Source organism: Streptomyces sp. NPDC021080 (genome assembly GCF_044333225.1).
In the GTDB taxonomy this organism is placed as follows: domain Bacteria; phylum Actinomycetota; class Actinomycetes; order Streptomycetales; family Streptomycetaceae; genus Streptomyces.
In genome coordinates this window covers 509072-529011 of sequence record NZ_JBIRQM010000005.1, presented here as the reverse complement: position 1 = coordinate 529011, position 19940 = coordinate 509072, and the positions used below count along the sequence as shown (strand labels likewise).

The following is a 19940-nucleotide window of genomic DNA, read 5'->3' as shown; positions in this document are numbered from 1 at the left end:
AGTCGAGGTGCTCGAAGATCTGGCCGATGGTGGTGGGTGCAGTGTCCGGTCATGCGGATCGGGCGGCGCAGCCGCCGAGGAAGTTGACCTGCCGGGACAGGGGCGCGATGTCCGGCGGCGAGCTTGGCCGACCTGGCGGTCAACCGCGCCCGGCGTTCCAACGCCGAGCCACTGTTCGCGGACGTGTCGGCCTTTCTGCTGCCCGCTGGTGCGGCAGACGTCGGATTCGAGATCGCGGATGTGCTGCAGGGGAGGCGAGTTGCAGCTTTGCAGGCATCGGGACAGACATCCGGCAGGGTTCGAGCCCGCGCGTCGGCGAGGGTGAACCTCTGCCGATCCGGCTGTCCGAGGCCCCAGGGCCGTCCTACACTGCTGGCGTGACCGCTGCGTACGACTACGAGGACATGCACCACTTGGTGGATCGGCTCACTCCGGCCCAGGTGCGACGTCTGCGCCTACTCGTCACCCAGGATGAGGAACTGTCCCAAGTTGCCCAGTCACTGCCGGCAGTCGATGCGAGCGAGGGCGAGGGTTCGATCCCAGCCGGGCTACTGGCCCTGATCGGCAGCGTGAATGGCCCCGAGGATCTGGCTGAACGACACGACGACTACATCCGCGAGCGGATGCGCGAGCGCTTCGGCGACTCGGCGTGATCGCCACGGTCCTGGACACCGGCCCCCTGGCTGCGGCGTTCAACGCGGCCGACCGGCGTCACCCGGAGTGCGCCTCCCTGCTGGCGTCGCTGACCGGCCGCCGTCTGCTGCCCAGCCCGGTCATGACCGAGGTCTGCTGGCTGCTGGAGCGCTGGCCCCGGGTCGAAGCTGCCTTCCTCTCCGAGGTCGCACGGGGAACATTCGAGCTGGTGCACCTCACTCCCACCGACCTGGTGCGCATGGGTGAGCTGGTCCTCCAGTACGCCGACTTCCCGCTCGGCGGGGTCGATGCCTCGGTCATCGCGGTGGCCGAGCGCTTCGGCGTGGATCGGGTAGCAACCCTCGACCGGCGGCACTTCAGCGTCGTCAAGCCCGCCCACGTCCCCGCGCTGACACTCTTGCCGTAGCTCGATCAGTGCTCTATGCCTTTGGCTGCAGCACTGACAGCCGAATGCACAGGGTGAGTCAGAGGCCATCGGGATGGCAAATGGACATGGGGAATCGGGTGAACCTTGTCAACAATGAGATCGACCTAGTTCGATGGGCAGATCTGCGCTGCGGTTGCGGCGCGAACGCCTCCCACCTTCCGACTGATCTCCATCGGTTTTTCGAGGCACGAACTCGCGACGAGGCCAGGGATGCACGTCTCGCTGAACACGTGCTCATCCAGTCCTTTCCGCAGGAGCCGGCAGCCGCTGTGACTGCCGTGCTCATGGCGGGACTGGCAAGTGATCTTCCACTGGCGGCACGAGTAGAGTCTCTTGATCTGCTCCTCAGGCTCGTTTTCAACGACGATGACGAGGCTTCTGAAGCATGTCAGAACATCGCCAGAAACGGTGCGTGGGTGCTTTATTCGGACCTTGTCGCGAATCGCTCGATCGATCTGACGGGATACGCGTTTCAGATTCTTCAGGTGATTGATCCCGGCGAGCGTCTCCAGGCCCTCAAGTCATCAGGACAGCTCTCCCTGCCGTCGTATCTCGCAGGCTGAAAATTCAACAAGCGTTGCCGGGTCGGCTCAGATCTCATTGACGGGACCCGCGCAATTGAATGGGCTTGGCGCCGGGGCATACAGCCTCGGCGCCAAGCCGTTTCCGCACGTCGCCCACATTCGGCATGACGGCAATCTCGCAGGAGAAAAGAACAATGACGATTGGCTTTCCTCGGGAATCCGAGGACAAACTTTCCCGGGCCGGGTTCAAATTTCTGGAAGTGGTCGAAACCCGTGACGATCTCGTCCCCTGTCTCGTCGCACGGTACGTGACGTACGTGCAGCTGGAAGACGGCCGCTGGGACGTCGTCATCAAGCACGACGAGCCGGACCTGGGTGCCAGGTTCAATGCGGAATGGGAGCGTGCGGCACAGGAGCGCGGCCTGTTCTCGACGACGAGCGACGGCCGGCGGGAGTTTCTGCTCGGCCTGGATGTTTCGGCCGATGCGCCGAATGCGGAAGACGAACCGGGCGATGAGGACGAGGAGGTCCCTCCCTCCTATCGGTGGGTGCGCGTCCAGCTCTGTGACGCATGGGACGTGGCCGGCGTCGGCTGTGCGACCGGAGTCTTCGGGGCGGGTGAGAACAACCCGACCTTCTGCGCGGCATCGTCGAGTGGTGACGTGGTGATGACCGCCTCCTACTGGCAGGTCGGCATCGGGTTCACCGGCGCCTCACGCCCGGATCGCATCACGGCCCTGCGGGAGCACGCACATCGGATCGCCTCCAGCGACCATGTCGAGCTTGTGCAACGGCAGTGGGCCGAACGCTGGCTCTCCTGGAGCCAGGGCCGATGAGGCGACAGCTCGCTTGATCCTGCCGAGATTTGTCCCGGTCACCCGTCCTGCCGCGACTGCCCCTCGTCCGCTTGCGCCTTGGCCCGTTGCTCGTTGACGTAATTGATGTAGTTGTAGACGGTGAAGCGGCTCACGCCGAGCGCGCTCGCCACCGTTTCCACGCCGTGCCGCACCGTGAAGGCCCCGCGCGCCTCCAGTGTGCGCACGATGTCCTGCTTGGCCTTGCGGTCGAGTTCCGCGAGCGGCTTGCCGCGCTTGCGCTCCAGGGCGGCGAGGATGCGGTCGAGCGAGTCGGCGAGCTGGGGCAGGCGCACGGCGACGACGTCCGCGCCCTCCCAGGACAGCACGACGTCGTCCTCGTCGGCCAGTTCGGGCGGCAGGATCTCGCCGCCCATGGCGTCGACCAGCGGCTTGACCGCCGCGACGAACGGGTCGTCCGCGATGCCGGTCACTTACCGCCCTCCCCCGCCTCGCCCATCACGTTCACCTGGAGCGAGACGCGGGTGGCGCCGGCCTCCAGGACCTTGCGCAGGAGCGCGTCGACGGCGGTGAGCACGGCGTCCGCGCCGCCCTCGGCGGTGTTGCCGAACGGGCCGACGTCCACGGCGTCCAGCTCGGCCGTCTCGATGACCTCACGGGCGACCAGGGCGTGCCGGGGCACCTCGTCGAGATCGAAGGGCTCGGTCGTGAACTCCACTCTCAATCGCACGGGCTCAACCTACTGCGCGGTGTGGACGGCCCGGCAAGTCCCCTCCGGCCCGAGCGGGTCATGGCCACGCCTTCCGCCGGACCCCCTCTTGACAAGCCGCTCAACCCGACGGCAATCTTCCATTGAGCAGAAACAAACTTCCACGATACGGAAGAGAGAGTCGACTCCATGGGATTCGCCGACCAGCGCTTCAGTGTCAACCTGTCGATCCTCTTCACGGAACTCCCGCTCCTGGAGCGTCCGGCGGCCGCCGCGGCGGCGGGGTTCAGCGCGGTCGAGCTGTGGTGGCCGTGGCCCCACTCCCCCACCCCCCAGCGGTCCGAACTCGACGCCCTGAGAACGGCGATCGAGGACGCGGGCGTCCGGCTGACCGGGCTGAACTTCTACGCCGGACGGCTGCCCGGTCCGGACCGGGGCGCCCTCTCCCTCCCCGGGGAGGAGTCCGCGCGCTTCCGGGCCAACATCGACGTGGCCGCCGACTTCGCCGGGTCCCTGGGCTGCGGGGCGCTCAACGCCCTGTACGGCAACCGCATCCACGGGGTGGACCCGGACGAGCAGGACGCGCTCGCGCTGGAGAACCTGGTCCTCGCGGCGCGGGCCGCGGACCGGATCGGCGCGGTTCTCCTCGTCGAGGCCCTGAACGAGCGGGAGTCGCCGGACTATCCGCTGGTGAGCGCCCCGGCGGCCGTCGCCGTCGTGGACAAGGTCGACGCGGCGACCGGCCTCGGCAACGCCCGGTTCCTCATGGACCTCTACCACCTCGCCATGAACGGCGAGGACCTGCCGGGGGTGATCGCCGCCCACGCCGGCCGGACCGGTCATGTGCAGATCGCCGACTGTCCCGGCCGGGGCTCACCGGGCACCGGCACGCTCCCCCTGGAGAAGCTCCTCGACCAGCTGGCCGAGGCGGGTTACGAGGGCTGGGTCGGCCTGGAGTACAAGCCGGGCGACCGGCCGAGCGCGCGGGCCTTCGACTGGCTGCCGGCCGCGGCCCGCGCCGCCCGCGGATCCGGGCCCCGCTGACGCGGCAGCGATCACAGAGACATCGCAGAGACTCCGTACGGACGGCAGAGAGGCATCCTCGTGAGCGACAACCTCCCCAAGGTGGCATGGATCGGCCTCGGCATCATGGGCTCGCCCATGTCGGAGAACCTGGTCAAGGCCGGGTACGACGTCACCGGCCACACGCTGGAACGGGACAAGCTGGAGCGTCTGGCCGCCGCGGGCGGCACCGCCGCCGGTTCGATCGCCGAGGCCGTGCGGGACGCCGACGTGGTGATCACGATGGTGCCCGCCTCCCCGCAGGTCGAGGCCGTCGCGTACGGCCCCGACGGCGTCCTGGAGAACGTGCGGCCCGGCGCGCTGCTGATCGACATGTCCTCGATCACCCCGGGGACCTCGGTGGACCTTGCCAGGGCCGGCGCCGAGAAGGGGGTCCGGGTGCTGGACGCCCCGGTGTCGGGCGGGGAGGCCGGGGCCGTCGAGGGCGTGCTGTCGATCATGGTCGGCGGCGACCAGGACGCCTTCGACGAGGCGGAACCCCTCTTCGAGGCGCTCGGGAAGACCATCGTGCTGTGCGGTCCGCACGGCTCGGGCCAGACCGTGAAGGCGGCCAATCAGCTGATCGTCGCGGTGAACATCCAGGCGTGCGCCGAGGCGGTGGTCTTCCTGGAGCGGTCCGGCGTGGACCTGCGGGCCGCCCTCGACGTCCTCGGCGGCGGTCTCGCGGGCTCCACCGTGCTGGCCCGCAAGCGGGACAACTTCCTGAACCGCGAGTTCGAGCCGGGTTTCCGCGTCGACCTGCACCACAAGGACATGGGCATCGTCACGGACGCCGCCCGTGCCGTGGGCGCCGCGCTGCCCGTGGGCGCCGTGGTCGCCCAGCTCGTCGCCGGTCTGCGCGCGCAGGGCGACGGCGGCCTGGACCACTCCGCGCTGCTGCGCGGGGTCGAGCGCCTCTCCGGCGCCCGGGTCTGAGGCAGGGCCGGGCTCGGCCCGGCCGTCCGAGACGTCCGGGTCGCGGTGGCGCCGACAAGTCCTGTCGCGCCCAGGTGCCGCCGCGGCCCGGATCCACTTCCCCGGATCCACGTCCGGAGAGATGAGTTCCCGCAGCGTGTCACCGAACGGCCCGAATGAGGGGTGGCCGTCGCGCGACACGGTGCGGGCGGGGTGAGGACCGCGGCGGCGAGCGAGCCAGTGCGGTGGTCAAGGATCCGGTGCGCCTTCCCGGCATGAGGGAAGGGCGCTCCGGTCCGTCGCCGCCACCGCGGTCCCCGCCCCACACAGGGCGGGTCGCGTACGACCTCGCACCGGCCCGCCCCGCAGAGGGCTCCAGCCCTCGCCCCCCAGACCCCGTCCGGCGGCACGAACGTACCGTCGCGCCCGGCCTCGCGCCGTCGGACGGCAACCAACCCCGTACGGCCCGCCGGGCCCGGTGCCGGACACCGCGCTCCGGGTGCGGATTCCGGCGGCGGCCAGCAGCCTTGGACCATGGAGGCTGACGGCATGGAATTCCCCAGGATCGTGGTGCACACACCGGGGCTGGACGGGTCACGGCGGGTCACCGAGGGCGACCGGGTGCTCGGCATCGCGTACCACCTCGACGACGTGGTCGAGATCCTGCGCCAGGCGGACGTCGACCTGGACGCGATCGAGGTCGAGGAGAGCGACATCATCGAGTGGCAGGGCGGCGGCCCGGACGACTGGCCCGGCCTCTCCGAGCACCACAGCCATCCGGAACACACGGAGCACACGGACGGATGAGGACCCCGGGAAGCCACAGGCCGGCCCGGGAGCCGTGCCCGGCCCAGGAGCCAGGGGCTGGCCCGGGAACTGTGCCCGGCCCAGGAGCCACGAGCCGAAACGGGCGGCAAACGGACTCCGTCCCTACACAAGCGGGCGTAGAACGCCTACGGAACCCTCAAATCAACCTCTGAACACGGGCCCGGGGGCTTCACCTCCCGCCGGATGAGGCACATTCTCCTCACACGGGGCCCGCCGGCACGGGGGCGGCGGGTCCCGAACGGGGGTACGGGGGTAGCACCATGAGCGGGAGCGCGGCGGTCGGGCCTGGGCCTCAGACCGTCGCGCTGCTGCGTGGCGGGCCGCGGGCGGCCGTGAAGGTAGCCGTGCTCGACCTGCATCTGCGGGGCAGGGTGGCCGCCGGCCCGACGGGCACGATGCGGACCTCGGCCCCGTCCCCGGGCACCTCCTCCACATCAGGAATCGCGCTGGTGAGGGCCGTCTACTCCTCACTCCATCTTCCTTCCACGATGCCGGAGTTGATGCTGCGGCCGCGTGTACGGCGCGCGCTGGCGGAGCTGAGGAGCGAGGCCGTCGCGGCCGGGCTGCTGCGCCGGCTGCCGCCGCGCCGGACCCGCGCCGCGCGGCGCCTCCTGCGGGACCTGCGCGCCTCGGCTCCCGCGCCCGGCGGACCGGAAGGGCTGTCCCCGGCGGAGATCCTGCTCGCGGTCGCGCTGTACGGCGACACCTCCCTGAAGGTGCTGGTGCCGCACTTCACCAGGAACGCGGGACTGGCGGGCCACGGACGGCGGGAGCCCGGACCGGCCTGGGACCGCGGCGGAGGCGGCAGCGACTTCAGCGGATGCGCGGGCGGCTGGGGGGCCTGAGCCGGCGTGCGGCGACCGCCCGCGGGTTCTCCAGGAACGGCAGGACGTGCCGCAGGAAGAGATCCGGGCGTTCGTTGTACGGCTCGTGGGCCGTGGGCAGCCGAACGCTGGCCGTCCCCGCGGGGAGCAGGCGCCGGGCGCGGCGGCCGTCGAGGAACGCGGGCACGACCGGGTCGCGGTTCCCCCACAGGAGCAGGATCGGCAGGTCGAGGGCGGCGGGGTCCGCGAGGCCGAAGTCCGGGTCGGCGAGCCCGCGCCAGAGCGCGCAGTGCACCGCCAGTCTTCGCTCGTCGTGCGGCAGTCCGCGCACGCGGGCGTACGTCTCCCGCGCGCTCGGCGTGCCCAGCCGGCCCAGATAGGCGCGGGCCAGCGGCACGACGAGCCGGCGGGCACGGGCCGGGCGGCCCATCACCTCGCGGCAGAACCAGCGGGTGAGCGCGGTGTGCCGGGTGAAGCCCGCCGGGTCGACCAGGACGAGCGAGGTGACCGAGGCGGCGCGGGGACCTTCGGCGAGCCGGCAGGCGACATAGCCGCCGACGCTGTTGCCGAGCACGGCGACCTTCCGCACGCCGTGCTCCTCGGCGAGCACGTCGAGCACCCGCTCCGCGACCTCCACCAGTCCTTCGGGACGGACCCGCCCGGGTTCCGGCGCGGTCGAGTCGCCGTACCCGGGCCAGTCCACGACGAAGGTGCGGTACCGGTCGGCGAGGGCCGGCAGCACGGCGTCGTAGTCACGGCCGTCCCCGGGGTTGGCGTGCAGGAGCAGCAGGGCGGGCGCGCCGGACGGACCCGCGGCTCCTTCCCGCCGGGCGCCGGCGAACGGGGACAGGCAGCGTACGGCGATGTCGCCGAGGGGGGTGGGGACGGTCATCCGCATGGGGCGAGCATGCCGGACCGGTCCGCTCCTGGGAACAACGCGCCCGTCCGGCCCGCCACTCGGGACGGGCCGGACGGGCGCGTGATCGAAGGCCCGCGTCAGACCTTCAGTGTCCTGATCGCGGTGGGCGCGTGGCCCGGTTCGGTCGCGATCTCCTCGAACTCGACCACGTTCCCGATGTCGTTGGTCCTGCTCATCGCGATGTTGGTGACGCGCTCCAGGATCGCCTCGACGACGACGGGGACCTGGAACTCGGCGGCGAGTTTCCTGGCCCGCTCGAAGGCGGCGCCGAGCTCACCCGGGTCGGTGACCCGGATCGCCTTGCAGCCGAGACCCTCGACGACCTTGACGTGGTCGACGCCGTAGACGCCGAGCTCCGGGGAGTTGATGTTCTCGAACTCCAGGTTGACCTGGAAGTCGATGTCCAGTCCGAGCTGCGCCTGCCGGATCAGGCCCAAGTAGGCGTTGTTCAGCAGGACATGGACGTACGGGATCCGGTGCTGGGCTCCGACGGCCAGTTCCTCGATCATGAACTGGAAGTCGTAGTCTCCGGAGAGGGCGACGACCTGTGCGCCGGGGTCGGCCCTGGCGACGCCGAGCGCGGCCGGGACGGTCCAGCCGAGCGGGCCCGCCTGGCCGCAGTTGATCCAGTGGCGCGGCCGGTAGACGTGCAGCATCTGGGCGCCGGCGATCTGCGAGAGGCCGATGGTGGTCACGTACCGGGTCTCCGGGCCGAAGACCTTGTTCATCTCCTCGTAGACGCGCTGCGGCTTGATCGGGACGTCGTCGAAGTGCGTCCGGCGCTGCAGGGTGGCCCGCTTCTCCTGGGCCGAGGCCGCCCACGCGGAACGGTCGGGCAGAGCGCCTTTCGCCTTCAGCTCCTTCGCCACCTCGACGAACAGCTCCAGGGCGGCCCCGGCGTCGGAGGCGATGCCGAAGTCGGGGGCGAAGATCCGGCCGAGCTGGGTGGGTTCGATGTCGACGTGCACGAAGGTCCGGCCGGCCGTGTAGACGTCCAGGTCGCCGGTGTGGCGGTTGGCCCAGCGGTTGCCGATGCCGAGGACGAAGTCGGACTCCAGGAAGGTCGCGTTGCCGTAGCGGTGCGAGGTCTGCAGGCCCACCATGCCCGCGTTGAGTTCGTGGTCGTCGGGCAGCACGCCCCAGCCCATGAGCGTCGGAACGACCGGGGTACCCGTCAACTCGGCGAATTCGACGAGGAGTTCGGCCGCGTCGGCGTTGACGACCCCACCGCCGGCCACGATCAGCGGGCGCTCGGAGGCGTTCAGCAGCCCGATCGCCTTCTCGATCTGGGCGCGGGTGGCTGCGGGCTTGTACGCCCGCAGCGGTTCGTACGTCCCGGGGTCGAACTCGATCTCGGTGAGCTGGACGTCGACGGGCAGGTCGACGAGGACCGGCCCGGGGCGTCCGGAGCGCATCAGGTGGAAGGCCTGCTGGAGGACGCCGGGAACCTGCGCGGCCTCCAGCACGGTGACGGCCATCTTGGTCACGGGGCGCGCGATCGCGGCGATGTCGACGGCCTGGAAGTCCTCCTTGTGGATCACCGCGGTCGGTGCCTGGCCGGTGATGCACAGGATCGGGACCGAGTCGCCGCTCGCGGAATAGAGGCCGGTGATCATGTCGGTTCCGGCCGGGCCCGAAGTGCCCACGCAGACACCGATGTTGCCCGGGTGGGTGCGGGTGTAGCCCTCCGCCATGTGCGAGGCACCCTCGACGTGCCGGGCGAGGGTGTGGCTGATCCCGCCGGACGCCTTCAGCGCCGCGTAGAAGGGGTTGATCGCCGCGCCCGGAACGCCGAACGCGTCGGTCACACCCTCGCGCTTGAGGATCTCGACTGCCGCGCGGGCAGCGGTCATACGAGCCATGGGTTCTCCTGCTCCGACTGTCGGATCCGCGCTCCCGTCGCGCCCCGCGGAGAGTCGTCGATCCCACTTCTGATTCCGCATTGCGGAAACTAACTTCTGCTATCTGGAAGAAATGTAGGTGTCGGGGCAGGGAGCGTCAAGGGCGGGGGCGCGCCGGACCGCGCCCCCGCGCGTCGGAGCATTTCGCTGCCGGAGGCCGCGCGAAGGAGGACGATGGACGCGCTGACCCGACGTGAGTTTCTGGAGCGGTCCATGGACGAGAGCGTGCCGGTGCGGTGTCCGGCCTGCCGCCGCGAGCATCTGTACGCGGCTCCGTCCTACCCCTGCGTGTGCGGATCGCCCGTGACCGCCCCGCTCGACCGGCTCGGTGAGCCGGTCGCCGTCACCTGCCGCGCGTGGGACGACGAATGGACCGCGGTCCGGTGCGGTGCCTGCGGCCGCGAGACCCAGTGGCCGCACCCGGAACTGGGCTGCCCCTGCGGAACGACGCTGCGCATCCCGCTGCGGACGGCCCCGGGCCGGGAAACCGGGCCGGTCACACCCCGGTCCGACGACGGGAAACCCCGAGCCGGAATCCGGAAGGCCGGAGCCACCACCCCCGAGCAAGGCTCGGGCGCCGAACCCGGGCGGGGCTCGGCCGACGGACCCGGGCGGGGCTGGAACGACGGACCCGAGCAGGCCTTGGGCGGCGGCCCTGAGCAGAGCTCGGACGGCGGCCCCGGGCAGGGCGTGGGCAGTGGACCCGGGCAGGGACCGGACGGCGGACCCGAGCGGAGCTGGAACGACGGACCCGAGCAGGTCTTGGGCGGCGGCCTTGAGCGGGGCTCGGACGGCGGCCCCGGGCAGGGCGTGGGCAGTGGACCCGGGCGGGGACCGGACGGCGGACCCGGGCGGGGCTCGGACGATGGCCCTGAGCAGGCCTCGGGCAGCGGCCCCGAGGAGAGCTCGGACGGTGGGTCCGGGTGGGGGTCGGCCGACGGGCCCGGGACAGGACCCGGCCGTGACGGTGGGACCGGCCGGAGGCCCGCGTTCCAGCCGGTCGCCATCCGGACCGCACGGGACGCCGTCACCGCCGCCGCGCTCTATCTGGGCTGGCTCGGTTATCGCGACATCCGGCGCGCGGACCAGCGCCCCCCGTCCGGGATCGGACTCGCCGCGCGCGGCATCCTGGCCCAGGTGGACCCCACCGTACGACCGGCCTCGCTGCGCGACGTCGAGTGTCTGTGGCTGACCGCCATGACGGAGTCGTCGGAGTGCGTCTTCTTCTCCCTGGCCGGATACGCCGACGACGCCCGGGCCCGCGCCGACGCCCTGGGCGTCCCGTTGTTCGTCCTGGACCTCACGGGCACGCCCCAGCCGGTGAACAGCCCGGCCGACGAACTCATCGCCGTCACGGACTGACCACCGGCCACGGACACGCGCACCAGCAGCGCTCCGGGCGCCTACTCGGCGTACGTCTCCCGGAGTTCGATCTTCCGTACCTTCCCCGAGACCGTCATGGGGAAGGTCTCCAGGATCCGCAGCCGGCTCGGGATCTTGTAGTGCGCCAGCCTGCCCTCGCAGAACGCGCGCAGCTCCTCCAGCGTGAGGGGGTCGGCCGGATCGCGCGGGATGACGCAGGCGAGCACCTCCTCGCCGTAGCGCTCGTGCGGGACGCCGACCACCTGGACGTCGGCGATCTTCGGGTGGGCGTACAGGAACTCCTCGATCTCGCGCGGATAGATGTTCTCGCCGCCCCGGATGATCATGTCCTTGATGCGGCCGACGATCTCGACGTACCCGTCCTCGCGCATCACCGCGAGATCGCCCGTGTGCATCCAGCGCCCCGCGTCGACGGCCTCGGCGGTCTTCTCGGGCTCGTTCCAGTAGCCGAGCATCACGCTGTAGCCGCGGGTGCACAGCTCTCCTGCCGTGCCGCGCGGCCGGGTCACCCCGTCCACCGGGTCGACGACCTTCACCTCCAGGTGCGGCAGGACCCGGCCGACCGTGCCCGTGCGGTGTTCGAGATCGTCGTCCCGGCGGGTCTGGAGCGAGACCGGCGAGGTCTCCGTCATGCCGTAGCAGATGGAGACCTCCTCCATGTGCATCTCGGCGACCACCCGTTTCATCACCTCGACCGGGCAGGGCGAGCCCGCCATGATGCCGGTGCGCAGGGTGGACAGGTCGTACGACGCGAAGTCGGGGAGGTTCAACTCCGCGATGAACATGGTGGGTACGCCGTACAGCGAGGTGCACCGCTCCTGCTGTACGGCCCTCAGTGTGGCCGCCGGGTCGAACGACGGGGCCGGGATGACCATGCACGCGCCGTGCGAGGTGGCGGCCAGGTTCCCCATCACCATGCCGAAGCAGTGGTAGAAGGGCACCGGGATGCAGACCCGGTCCTGCTCGGAGTAGGCGATCGATTCCCCGACGAAATAACCGTTGTTGAGGATGTTGTGGTGGGAGAGCGTGGCCCCCTTGGGGAAGCCCGTCGTGCCCGAGGTGTACTGGATGTTGATGGGGTCGTCGCAGGACAGTTCGCCCGCGCGGACGCGCAGCGCCTCGTCCAGGTCCGGGGTCCCGCGCCGCAGCAGGGCGTCCCAGCCCGGGTCGCCGATGTAGACGGTCTCCCTCAACTGCGGGCACCTGCGCCGCACTTCCTCGACCATCGCGCGGTAGTCGCTGGTCTTGTGGCTCAGGGAGGCGAAGAGCAGCGAGATCCCGGCCTGGTTGAGGACGTACTCGACCTCGTGGGTGCGGTAGGCCGGGTTGATGTTCACCATGACCGCGCCGATGCGGGCGGTGGCGTACTGGACGAGCACCCACTCCGGGCAGTTGACCGCCCAGATGCCCACCCGGTCGCCCTTGGCGATCCCGGACGCGAGCAGCGCGTACGCCAACTCGTCCACGGCCGCGCCGAATTGCGCGTACGTCCAGCGCCGCCCCGAGGGCACGTCGACCAGCGCCTCCCTCTCCGGCCAGGCGGCGACGGCCCGGTCGAGGTTCGCCCCGATGGTGTCGCCGAGCAGCGCCGTGCCGCCCGTCCCGTGCGCGTACGACAGTTCACTCACCGGAAGTCCTCCTCGCGGTACTCGGCGTCCGAGCCGGCGGCCGTGGCCTCGCGCAGCTCGATCCGGCGGATCTTGCCGGAGACGGTCTTGGGCAGCTCGCCGAACTCCAGGCGGCGGATGCGCTTGTACGGCGAGAGGACCGTACGCGCGTGCTCGAAGAGGACCTTGGCGGTGTCGGGGCCCGGCTCGTAGCCGGCCGCCAGGACGATGTAGGCCTTCGGGACGGCGAGGCGCAGTTCGTCGGGGGCCGGGACCACGGCGGCCTCGGCGACGGCCTCGTGCTCCAGGAGCGCGCTCTCCAGCTCGAAGGGCGAGATCTTGTAGTCGGAGGCCTTGAACACGTCGTCGGCGCGGCCGACGTAGGTGATGTAGCCGTCGGCGTCGCGCGAACCGATGTCCCCGGTGCGGTAGTAGCCGCCCGCCATCGCCTCCGCCGTACGGTCGGGGTCACCGTGGTAGCCGGTCATCAGGCCCACGGGGCGTTCGGACAGGTCGAGGCAGATCTCGCCCTCCGAGGCGCCGGGCGCGCCCGAGACCGGGTCGAGCAGTTCGACGCGGAAGCCGGGGCCGGGGCGGCCCATGGAGCCGGTCTTGAGCGGCTGGCCCGGGCTGTTGGACACCTGGACGGCGGTCTCCGTCTGCCCGAAGCCGTCCCGGATCGTGACGCCCCAGGCGCGCCTGACCTGCTCGATGACCTCGGGGTTCAGCGGCTCGCCCGCGGCGACGACCTCGCGCGGCGGGGTCCGCAGCTGCCCCAGGTCGGCCTGGATGAGCATGCGCCACACGGTGGGCGGGGCGCAGAAGGTGGTGACGCCTGCCCGGTCCATCTCGGCCATCAGCCGGCCCGCGTCGAAGCGCGTGTAGTTGTACAGGAAGACGGTCGCCTCCGCGTTCCACGGCGCGAAGAGGTTCGACCAGGCGTGCTTGGCCCAGCCGGGTGAGGAGATGTTCAGATGGACGTCCCCGGGCTCGAGCCCGATCCAGTACATCGTCGCCAGGTGGCCGATCGGGTACGAGACGTGGGTGTGCTCCACCAGTTTGGGCCGGGCGGTGGTGCCCGAGGTGAAGTAGAGCATCAGGGGGTCGTCGGCGTGGGTGGGGCCGTCGGGCTCGAAGACGGCGTCGGCACCGGCCGTCTCCTCGTACGCGTGCCAGCCGGACCGCGCGGCGCCGACCGAGATCCGGGTGTAGTCGCCCGGTACGGCGTCGAACTTCGCGGCGTCCTCGGAGCGCACGACGACGTGCCGCACCCGGCCGCGTTCGACCCGGTCGGCCAGGTCGGCGGGGCCGAGCAGCGGGGTGGCCGGGATGACGACGGCGCGCAGTTTCATCGCGGCCAGCGCCGTCTCCCACAGCTCGACCTGGTTGCCGAGCATGACGAGGACGCGGTCCTCGGCACCTACGCCCCGCTCGCGCAGCCAGTTGGCCACCCGGTTCGAGCGCTCGGACATCTCCGCGAAGGAGACCTCGACACGTTCGCCGTCCTCCTCCACGATGTGCAGGGCGGTCCGGTCGTTGTCGCGCGCGATGGCGTCGAACCAGTCGAGGGCCCAGTTGAAGTGCTCCGGGCGGGGCCAGCGAAAGCCTTCGTAGGCCGTGGTGTAGTCCGCGCGGTGCTCCAGCAGGAAGTCCCGTGCGGCACGGAACTCGTCCGCCCTGCCCGTTGTCGCCGTCATGTGTCCTCCTCGTTGCCGGACCGCCGCCTACCATCGTGTATTCCGTGATGCAGGTCTCACCACCCCCGAACGGGGGGTGCCCCGCGATGAAGGGACGAGCAGGTGGCAGCGGACACGGCCGAGTCGGTGGAAGTGCGGGCCGCACTGGTGCGGCTGCGGCGTGCGACAGGGCTGCCGGTGGCCTTCGGCGGGCTGGTCGACTCCGGCGGCCGGCTGGTGCGCATCAGTGAGCTGAGCGGCACGGCGACGCCCGCGCTGAGCTCGCTCGCGGTCTCCTCGGGCAACGGTCTGGGCGGCAAGGCGGTGGCCCTCGCCCGGCCCTGCGCGGTGAGCGACTACCCGGCCTCGCGGCAGATCAGCCACGAGTACGACGCCGCGGTGGCGGCGGAGGGGCTGTGTTCCGTCCTCGCGGTTCCCGTCGTCGTACGGCGCCGGGTGCGCGGTGTGCTGTACGGCGCCCTGAGGACGGCCCAGCCGCTGGGCGACCGCACGCTGGGAGCGGCCGTCGCCGCGGCCCGGGACGTGGAGCAGGCGCTGGTCGTCCGGGACGCGGCACGCGAGGCGCTCGGCGTCGCGCGCGAGCCCGGCCCGGCGGCGGGAGCGCGGGGGGACGCGGCCTGGGAGGAGGTGCGCGAGGCGCACGGGACGCTGCGCGCGCTGGCCCCGCGGATCGCCGACCCGCGGCTGCGGGCCGAACTGCTCTCCGTGTGCGGCCGGCTGGCCGGCGCGGTGGCCCCGTCGGCGGGGGTGCCCCGCGATGCCGGGCTGTCTCCGCGCGAGGTGGACGTCCTCGCCTGCATCGCGGCGGGGGCGACGAACGCGGCCGCGGCCGAGCGGCTCGGGCTGCGTCCGGAGACCGTGAAGGGGTACCTGCGGTCGGCGATGCGCAGGCTCGGCGCGCACACCCGCCTGGAGGCCGTGGTCGCCGCGCGCAGAGCCGGGGTGTTGCCTTAGCTCACCGACTGCTTCCGCACCCTTCATTCAATCGTCCGGACCGCGAAATGACGTATGCGTACCATCTGTTATTTCCCTCACCACCCGGACTGTCCGAAATTCAAAGAGACATTGCCTAACATTGGCCAGGACACGACACACGAGGGGAGCGGTGACCGTGCGAGGGGACTTCCATGAACCTGCCAGACCGCGCCCCGACCTGGTCATCGGCCGGGAAGAACTCTTCGCGGGGGCACGCGAGCAGCTCTCCGGCGGCGGCAGTGTGCTCGTGCACGGACCGGCGGGAATAGGAAAGTCGACCGTCCTGCGGGCGCTGGCCGCCGAATGCGCCGAATCGTCGCGGACCGTCCTGCGCTGCTCGGCCACCGAGTCCGAATCCCATCTCCCCTTCCTCGCACTGGCCGACCTCCTCGGTCTGGTCGTCGACCAGATAGCCCACCGGCTGCCCGCCCCGCAGCGCACCGCGCTGGAGTCGGCGCTCACCGGCCGCGGTGAGTCCACCCTCCAGCGCGACGGCCTGGCCCTGCGGCTCGCGGTGCTCTCGGCGTTCCGCGCCCTGGCCGCGCGGGGGCCGGTGCTGATCGTCGCGGACGACCTGCAGTGGCTCGACCCGGCCAGCGCCGAACTCCTCGGCTTCGCCGCCCGCAGGCTCGGCGGCACACCGGTCCGCATGCTGTGCGCGGTCCGTACGGAGACCGAGCCGCAGGCACAGGACCACGACCGCTTCCTGCGCGCGTCCGTGCCGGAGACCCTGGCCCTGCGGGTCGCCCCGCTGGCCCGTGCCCAGGTGGCCGACCTCCTCGCGCAGCGCGGCTACACCGGTCTGCCCCGCTCCACCGTGCGCGACATCCACCGCACCAGTGGCGGCAACCCGCTCTTCGCGCTGGAGCTGGGCCGCGCCCTCGCCGAGTCCCCGACCCGGCCGAGTCCGGGCGAACCGCTCCCCGTACCGACGTCGCTGCGCGCCCTGGTCCTCAGCCGCCTGGACATGCTGTCCGCCGAGGCCCGCCGCACCCTGCTGGTGGCGAGCGCGGGAGCCCGCCCGACCCTGGCCCTGCTGCACGCCGCGGGCCGCGAGAACGCCGAGGCCGAGACCGCCTCCGCCGCCGCCCTCGGGCTCCTCGCCACCGAACGCGACACACCCGGCATCCGGTTCGCGCACCCCCTGGTCTCGGCCGCCCTGTACGCGGAGGCCGACGCCCAGGAGCGGCGCGCCGCGCACGCGGCCCTGTCCCGCGCGGCCTCCGACCCCATCGAGCGGGCCCGCCATCTCGCGCTGGCCACCACCGGCACCGACCCGACGGTCGCCGCCCGGCTCGGCGAGGCCGCGGCCGCCGCCCGCGACCGCGGCGCTCCCTCCGTCGCCGTCGGGCTCGGACTGCTCGCCGCCCGGCACACCCCGCCCGGCACCGTGCCCGGCCCCGACGAACGCCGGCTGGGGGCCGCCGAGGACGCGCTGACGGCCGGGGAGACGGACCTCGCCCGGGACATCGCTCGCCAGGTGCTGTCACGAGCCACCGCCCCCGCCGAACGGGTCCGGGCCTGGATGGTCGTCGTCGACTCCGCCGGACAGGCCATGTCCGAGATCGACGCCGTCTTCCCCCAGGCCCTCGCCGACGCGGGCGACGACCCGGGCCTGGTCGCCCTCGTGCGCTACCAGCTCGGCTGGCGGGCTCTGCTGATGGACGGCGAGATGACCAAGGCCCGCGAGGAGGCCGCCCGGTCCGCGCGACTCGCGGCACGCGCCGGGGACCGGCGCACCGAACTCCTCGCGCTCGGCTTCCAGGCGCAGATGGAGACCCTGATGGGGCACCCCGACGCGCCCTCGACGATCCAGCGGGCGATGCGCGAACCGCAGGACCCGCGGGTCGCCTGCGACCACAACGGCGCCGGCGCCGCCCGGTTCCGCTGGCTCATCATGAGCGACCGGCTCGCCGAGGCCCGTACGGCCATCACCGCGCTGCTGCGCGAGGTGCAGCGGCGCGGCATGGTCGAGAGCGAACTGCACTTCCTGCGCGGCCTCGCCGAGACCGAACTGCGCTCCGGTCATTGCGGGCGCGCCCTCGACCTGGCCCGGGAGAGCCTCAGGCTGGCCCGCGACACCGGCATCGGCGAGGCGGCCACCGCCATGTTCACCTCCCTCGCCGAGGCGGCCGGCGGTGACGTGGACCGGGCGCTCGCACTCGCCCACGAGGCCGTGGACCGCGCCGAGGAGGACGGCGACATGGTCTACCTCTCGCGCGCCCTGGGCGCCCTCGGGCACGCCCAGCTCGTCGCCGGGGACGCGTCGGCCGCGGTCCGCTCCCTGCGCCGGGTCCGGGAGCTGGAGGAGGCGCTCGGCGTCATCGACCCCGCCCGGGGCCGCTGGCACGGGGACCTCGCCGAGGCCCTGGTCAGGATCGGCGAGACCGCGGAGGCGCAGGACGTCATCGACGTGACCCGCCGGCGCGCGCTCAGGCTGGAACGCGAGAGCGTGCTCGCCGTGCTCGACCGCGCCGAGGCGCTGGTACGGGCCGCGCGCGGCGAACAGGGACCCGCGGAACGCCAGTTGGCCTCCGCGCAGGACCGCCTCGGCAAACTGGGCTACGGCCTGGAGGAGGCCCGCGCCGCGTACGCCCTCGCCGGGCTGCGCACCTTCCCGCAGCATCCCGGCGTCGCCCGGGCCGGGGGGACCCCCGTACCGGGGCCCACCTCCTACGACGAGGCGGCCCGGCTGTTCCGCCGGTGCCGTGCGCTGCCCTGGCTCCGGCAGGTCGAGGCGGCGTCCGCGCGCCCGCCGGCCGCGCCGCCGCTCGCCCCCGCCGCCCTCGACAGCCTCGCGGCCACCGAGCGTCAGGTCGCCGCCCTGGTCATGGAGGGCGCCACCAACCGCGAGATCGCCGGGCGCCTGTTCATCAGCGTCAAGACCGTGGAGGCCACGCTCACCCGGGTGTACCGGAAGCTGGGGATACGGTCGCGGGTCGACATCGTGCGGCTGGCCGCGGAACGCAGACCCGACTGACGCTCCCCCGGCGCACGGCCGAGCGACCGGCCGACCGGGGGCTGCCGGCCACCGCGCCCTGTGCCCCGCCGGGCCGCTGGGCTGCCGGCCGTCCGCGCCGCCGCGCCTCCGCCCCCCTGGCCGCTGAACCGCCGGCCCCCTGGGTCCCGGGCCGCCGAACTGCCGGGCCCCAGGCCATCCGCGCCACCGTGCCTCCGGACCTCACCGCCCCCTGACCGCTGAACCGCCGGACCCCGGAGCCCCTGCGCCTCCGAGCCACCGGGTCGCTGGGCTGCCGCACTTCCCTGCTTCCGAGCCGGTGCCGTGGCCGCTCGTGGGGCGTGGCGGGACGGTGAACTCCCGGAAGTCGGGGCCCTGGCACGGTCTCGGGCGGGCCCGGGCCGGGGGCCGTTGCGGGCCGAAACGGTGACGCGGGTCGCGCGGGAAGCGGCCGGACCGGTGAGACTGCGAGCCGGATCGGTGACGCTCCGGCCCGCGGCGGTAGAGCTCCGGGCCGAGGCGGTATGGCTGCTGGGTGACTCCTTCGGGTGAACGTGCGCCGGACGGGCGCGGCCCCCGGGCCGGGACCAACCGGACGGCGCCCGCGTCAAACACGGCCCTTGCCGTGCGAGGGTTTTCCCTCCCCCGTCTCCACTAGGGGGTTCCCCCATTGGGAGAGAGCGGTCACACCCCCTAGCGTGTGGGCGTGCCGCTCGCTCGGGCCTACGACACCCCATCCAGAGGCGTCGTGACTCCCCCCACACACACCCGCGCGTCCCCCCACCGGCAACTTTCAAGGAGACCGATGTTCGGGCTCATCCGCCTCAAGAACAGCGCAGCCTTCTGTGCGGCGACCGCCGCGGCAGCCGCGACCACGCTGCTCGGCGCCCCGTCCGCCGCAGCCGTTCCCCAGCCCATCGTCGGCGGCACGACGACCACGACGACCGCGTACCCGTTCATGATGCAGATCACCGACGCCAGGCAGAACCAGTTCTGCGGCGGCACCCTGGTCGCTGCCGACAAGGTCGTGACCGCCGCCCACTGCATGTCGGGCGAGACCACCAGCAGCGTCCGTGTGGTGGGCGGGAGGACCTTCCTCAACGGCACGGACGGAACCGTCAGCAAGGTCGGCAAGATCTGGATCAACCCCGACTACACGAACGCCCTCGACGGCGACGACGTGGCCGTGCTGACCCTGTCCACGCCGATGCCGTACACCCCGGCGCCGTACGTCTCCGGCTCGGACACCGGCCTGTACGCGGCCGGCACCGAGGCCCGGATCGTCGGCTGGGGCACCACCTCGGAGAACGGCACCTCCTCCAACCAGCTGCGCACCGCGACCGTCCCGATCGTGTCCGACGCCAGCTGCGCGAGCTCGTACGGCTCCAACTACGTGGCCTCCGACATGGTCTGCGCCGGTTACACCGCCGGCGGCGTCGACACCTGCCAGGGCGACAGCGGCGGCCCGCTGCTCATCGGCGGGGTGCTGGCCGGCATCACCTCCTGGGGAGAGGGCTGCGCGGAGGCCGGCTACCCGGGTGTCTACACCCGCCTGACGACGTTCTCCAGCCTGGTGACCGAGCAGGTCGACTCGTAGGGAACGATGATCTCCTGAGTACCCCTCAGGTAAAAGCCGAGGGGCGGGGGGGGGGGGGGGCCGCCCCCCCCCCCCCCCCCCCCCCACAACCCCCCCCCCCCCCCCCCCCCCCCCCCCCCCCGCCCCCCCGGGGGGGGGCCCCCA

17 protein-coding genes and 1 pseudogene are annotated in these 19940 nt (G+C 72.2%); 12 read left to right on the top strand and 6 right to left on the bottom strand.

Annotated features, from left to right (window positions below; genetic code table 11):
* Positions 1-377 precede the first annotated feature (377 nt).
* The 4 genes from ACH4S8_RS15465 to ACH4S8_RS15450 all read left to right on the top strand — a co-directional run bounded on the left by ACH4S8_RS15465 (position 378) and on the right by ACH4S8_RS15450 (position 2441).
* Positions 378-653, top strand: coding sequence for a hypothetical protein (locus ACH4S8_RS15465; protein ID WP_398393975.1), 276 nt, complete (start codon positions 378-380; stop codon positions 651-653).
* Positions 650-1060, top strand: coding sequence for a type II toxin-antitoxin system VapC family toxin (locus ACH4S8_RS15460; protein WP_398393973.1), 411 nt, complete (start codon positions 650-652; stop codon positions 1058-1060). Before ACH4S8_RS15465 ends, ACH4S8_RS15460 begins: the two co-directional genes overlap by 4 nt.
* Before the next feature lie 98 nt (positions 1061-1158).
* Positions 1159-1644, top strand: coding sequence for a hypothetical protein (locus ACH4S8_RS15455; protein WP_398393971.1), 486 nt, complete (start codon positions 1159-1161; stop codon positions 1642-1644).
* A gap of 125 nt (positions 1645-1769) precedes the next feature.
* Positions 1770-2441, top strand: coding sequence for a hypothetical protein (locus tag ACH4S8_RS15450; RefSeq protein ID WP_398393969.1), 672 nt, complete (start codon positions 1770-1772; stop codon positions 2439-2441).
* Between the two features lie 38 nt (positions 2442-2479).
* Here the strand turns inward: ACH4S8_RS15450 and ACH4S8_RS15445 are convergent, their stop codons facing one another.
* A complete protein-coding gene (locus ACH4S8_RS15445; protein ID WP_398393967.1) occupies positions 2480-2893 on the bottom strand; it encodes a helix-turn-helix domain-containing protein in 414 nt (137 codons plus the stop codon).
* Positions 2890-3150, bottom strand: coding sequence for a hypothetical protein (locus ACH4S8_RS15440; RefSeq protein ID WP_398393965.1), 261 nt, complete (start codon positions 3148-3150; stop codon positions 2890-2892). The genes ACH4S8_RS15445 and ACH4S8_RS15440 overlap by 4 nt, the downstream gene beginning before the upstream one ends.
* Before the next feature lie 168 nt (positions 3151-3318).
* Here ACH4S8_RS15440 and ACH4S8_RS15435 point away from each other — a divergent pair, with 168 nt between their 5' ends.
* The 4 genes from ACH4S8_RS15435 (at position 3319) to ACH4S8_RS15420 (ending at position 6779) form a co-directional block, all read left to right on the top strand.
* The gene (locus ACH4S8_RS15435; RefSeq protein WP_398393963.1) at positions 3319-4173 is read left to right on the top strand and encodes a TIM barrel protein; all 855 of its coding nucleotides are present in this window, start codon (positions 3319-3321) and stop codon (positions 4171-4173) included.
* A 60-nt stretch (positions 4174-4233) separates the two neighbouring features.
* Complete coding sequence (locus ACH4S8_RS15430) at positions 4234-5127, top strand: 2-hydroxy-3-oxopropionate reductase (RefSeq protein ID WP_398393961.1); 894 nt, start codon at positions 4234-4236, stop codon at positions 5125-5127.
* A 528-nt stretch (positions 5128-5655) separates the two neighbouring features.
* Positions 5656-5913, top strand: a complete 258-nt coding sequence (locus tag ACH4S8_RS15425; protein WP_398393959.1) for a hypothetical protein — start codon at positions 5656-5658, stop codon at positions 5911-5913.
* Positions 5914-6194: 281 nt separating this feature from the next.
* A complete protein-coding gene (locus ACH4S8_RS15420) occupies positions 6195-6779 on the top strand; it encodes a TIGR04222 domain-containing membrane protein (protein WP_398393957.1) in 585 nt (194 codons plus the stop codon).
* Here the strand turns inward: ACH4S8_RS15420 and ACH4S8_RS15415 are convergent.
* Together ACH4S8_RS15415 and gcl are read right to left on the bottom strand one after the other, a co-directional pair.
* A complete protein-coding gene (locus tag ACH4S8_RS15415; RefSeq protein WP_398393955.1) occupies positions 6748-7656 on the bottom strand; it encodes an alpha/beta fold hydrolase in 909 nt (302 codons plus the stop codon). The genes ACH4S8_RS15420 and ACH4S8_RS15415 overlap by 32 nt on opposite strands.
* A gap of 98 nt (positions 7657-7754) precedes the next feature.
* Entirely contained in the window at positions 7755-9539 is a 1785-nt protein-coding gene (gene gcl, locus ACH4S8_RS15410) for a glyoxylate carboligase (RefSeq protein WP_398393953.1), read from the bottom strand.
* A 1017-nt stretch (positions 9540-10556) separates the two neighbouring features.
* Here gcl and ACH4S8_RS15405 point away from each other — a divergent pair.
* Positions 10557-10940 (top strand): annotated as a pseudogene (locus tag ACH4S8_RS15405) (hypothetical protein); the annotation flags it as partial.
* 41 nt (positions 10941-10981) lie between these two features.
* On the opposite strand, the gene ACH4S8_RS15400 reads toward ACH4S8_RS15405, so the two are convergent.
* Both ACH4S8_RS15400 and ACH4S8_RS15395 read right to left on the bottom strand, forming a co-directional pair.
* Positions 10982-12589 (bottom strand): AMP-binding protein, encoded by a 1608-nt coding sequence (locus ACH4S8_RS15400; protein ID WP_398393951.1) that lies wholly within the window; start codon positions 12587-12589, stop codon positions 10982-10984.
* Complete coding sequence (locus ACH4S8_RS15395) at positions 12586-14265, bottom strand: AMP-binding protein (protein ID WP_398393949.1); 1680 nt, start codon at positions 14263-14265, stop codon at positions 12586-12588. The genes ACH4S8_RS15400 and ACH4S8_RS15395 overlap by 4 nt, the downstream gene beginning before the upstream one ends.
* Positions 14266-14367: 102 nt before the next feature.
* Between ACH4S8_RS15395 and ACH4S8_RS15390 the strand changes: the two genes are divergently transcribed.
* The 3 genes from ACH4S8_RS15390 to ACH4S8_RS15380 all read left to right on the top strand — a co-directional run bounded on the left by ACH4S8_RS15390 (position 14368) and on the right by ACH4S8_RS15380 (position 19796).
* Complete coding sequence (locus ACH4S8_RS15390) at positions 14368-15219, top strand: response regulator transcription factor (protein WP_398393946.1); 852 nt, start codon at positions 14368-14370, stop codon at positions 15217-15219.
* Positions 15220-15370: 151 nt separating this feature from the next.
* Positions 15371-18220 (top strand): AAA family ATPase, encoded by a 2850-nt coding sequence (locus tag ACH4S8_RS15385; protein ID WP_398393944.1) that lies wholly within the window; start codon positions 15371-15373, stop codon positions 18218-18220.
* Positions 18221-19004: 784 nt separating this feature from the next.
* Positions 19005-19796 carry a S1 family peptidase gene (locus ACH4S8_RS15380; RefSeq protein ID WP_398393942.1) on the top strand — a complete coding sequence of 264 codons (792 nt, stop codon included), beginning with the start codon at positions 19005-19007 and terminating at the stop codon, positions 19794-19796.
* Positions 19797-19940 lie beyond the last annotated feature (144 nt).

Bases quoted from the DNA above. Each gene is read 5' to 3' on its own strand.
- ACH4S8_RS15450 (WP_398393969.1), top strand. From the start codon at position 1,770: ATGACGGCAATCTCGCAGGAGAAAAGAACAATGACGATTGGCTTTCCT.
- ACH4S8_RS15435 (WP_398393963.1), top strand. From the start codon at position 3,319: ATGGGATTCGCCGACCAGCGCTTCAGTGTCAACCTGTCGATCCTCTTC.
- ACH4S8_RS15425 (WP_398393959.1), top strand. From the start codon at position 5,656: ATGGAATTCCCCAGGATCGTGGTGCACACACCGGGGCTGGACGGGTCA.
- ACH4S8_RS15420 (WP_398393957.1), top strand. From the start codon at position 6,195: ATGAGCGGGAGCGCGGCGGTCGGGCCTGGGCCTCAGACCGTCGCGCTG.
- ACH4S8_RS15415 (WP_398393955.1), bottom strand. From the start codon at position 7,656: ATGCGGATGACCGTCCCCACCCCCCTCGGCGACATCGCCGTACGCTGC.
- gcl (WP_398393953.1), bottom strand. From the start codon at position 9,539: ATGGCTCGTATGACCGCTGCCCGCGCGGCAGTCGAGATCCTCAAGCGC.
- ACH4S8_RS15395 (WP_398393949.1), bottom strand. From the start codon at position 14,265: ATGACGGCGACAACGGGCAGGGCGGACGAGTTCCGTGCCGCACGGGAC.
- ACH4S8_RS15380 (WP_398393942.1), top strand. From the start codon at position 19,005: ATGTTCGGGCTCATCCGCCTCAAGAACAGCGCAGCCTTCTGTGCGGCG.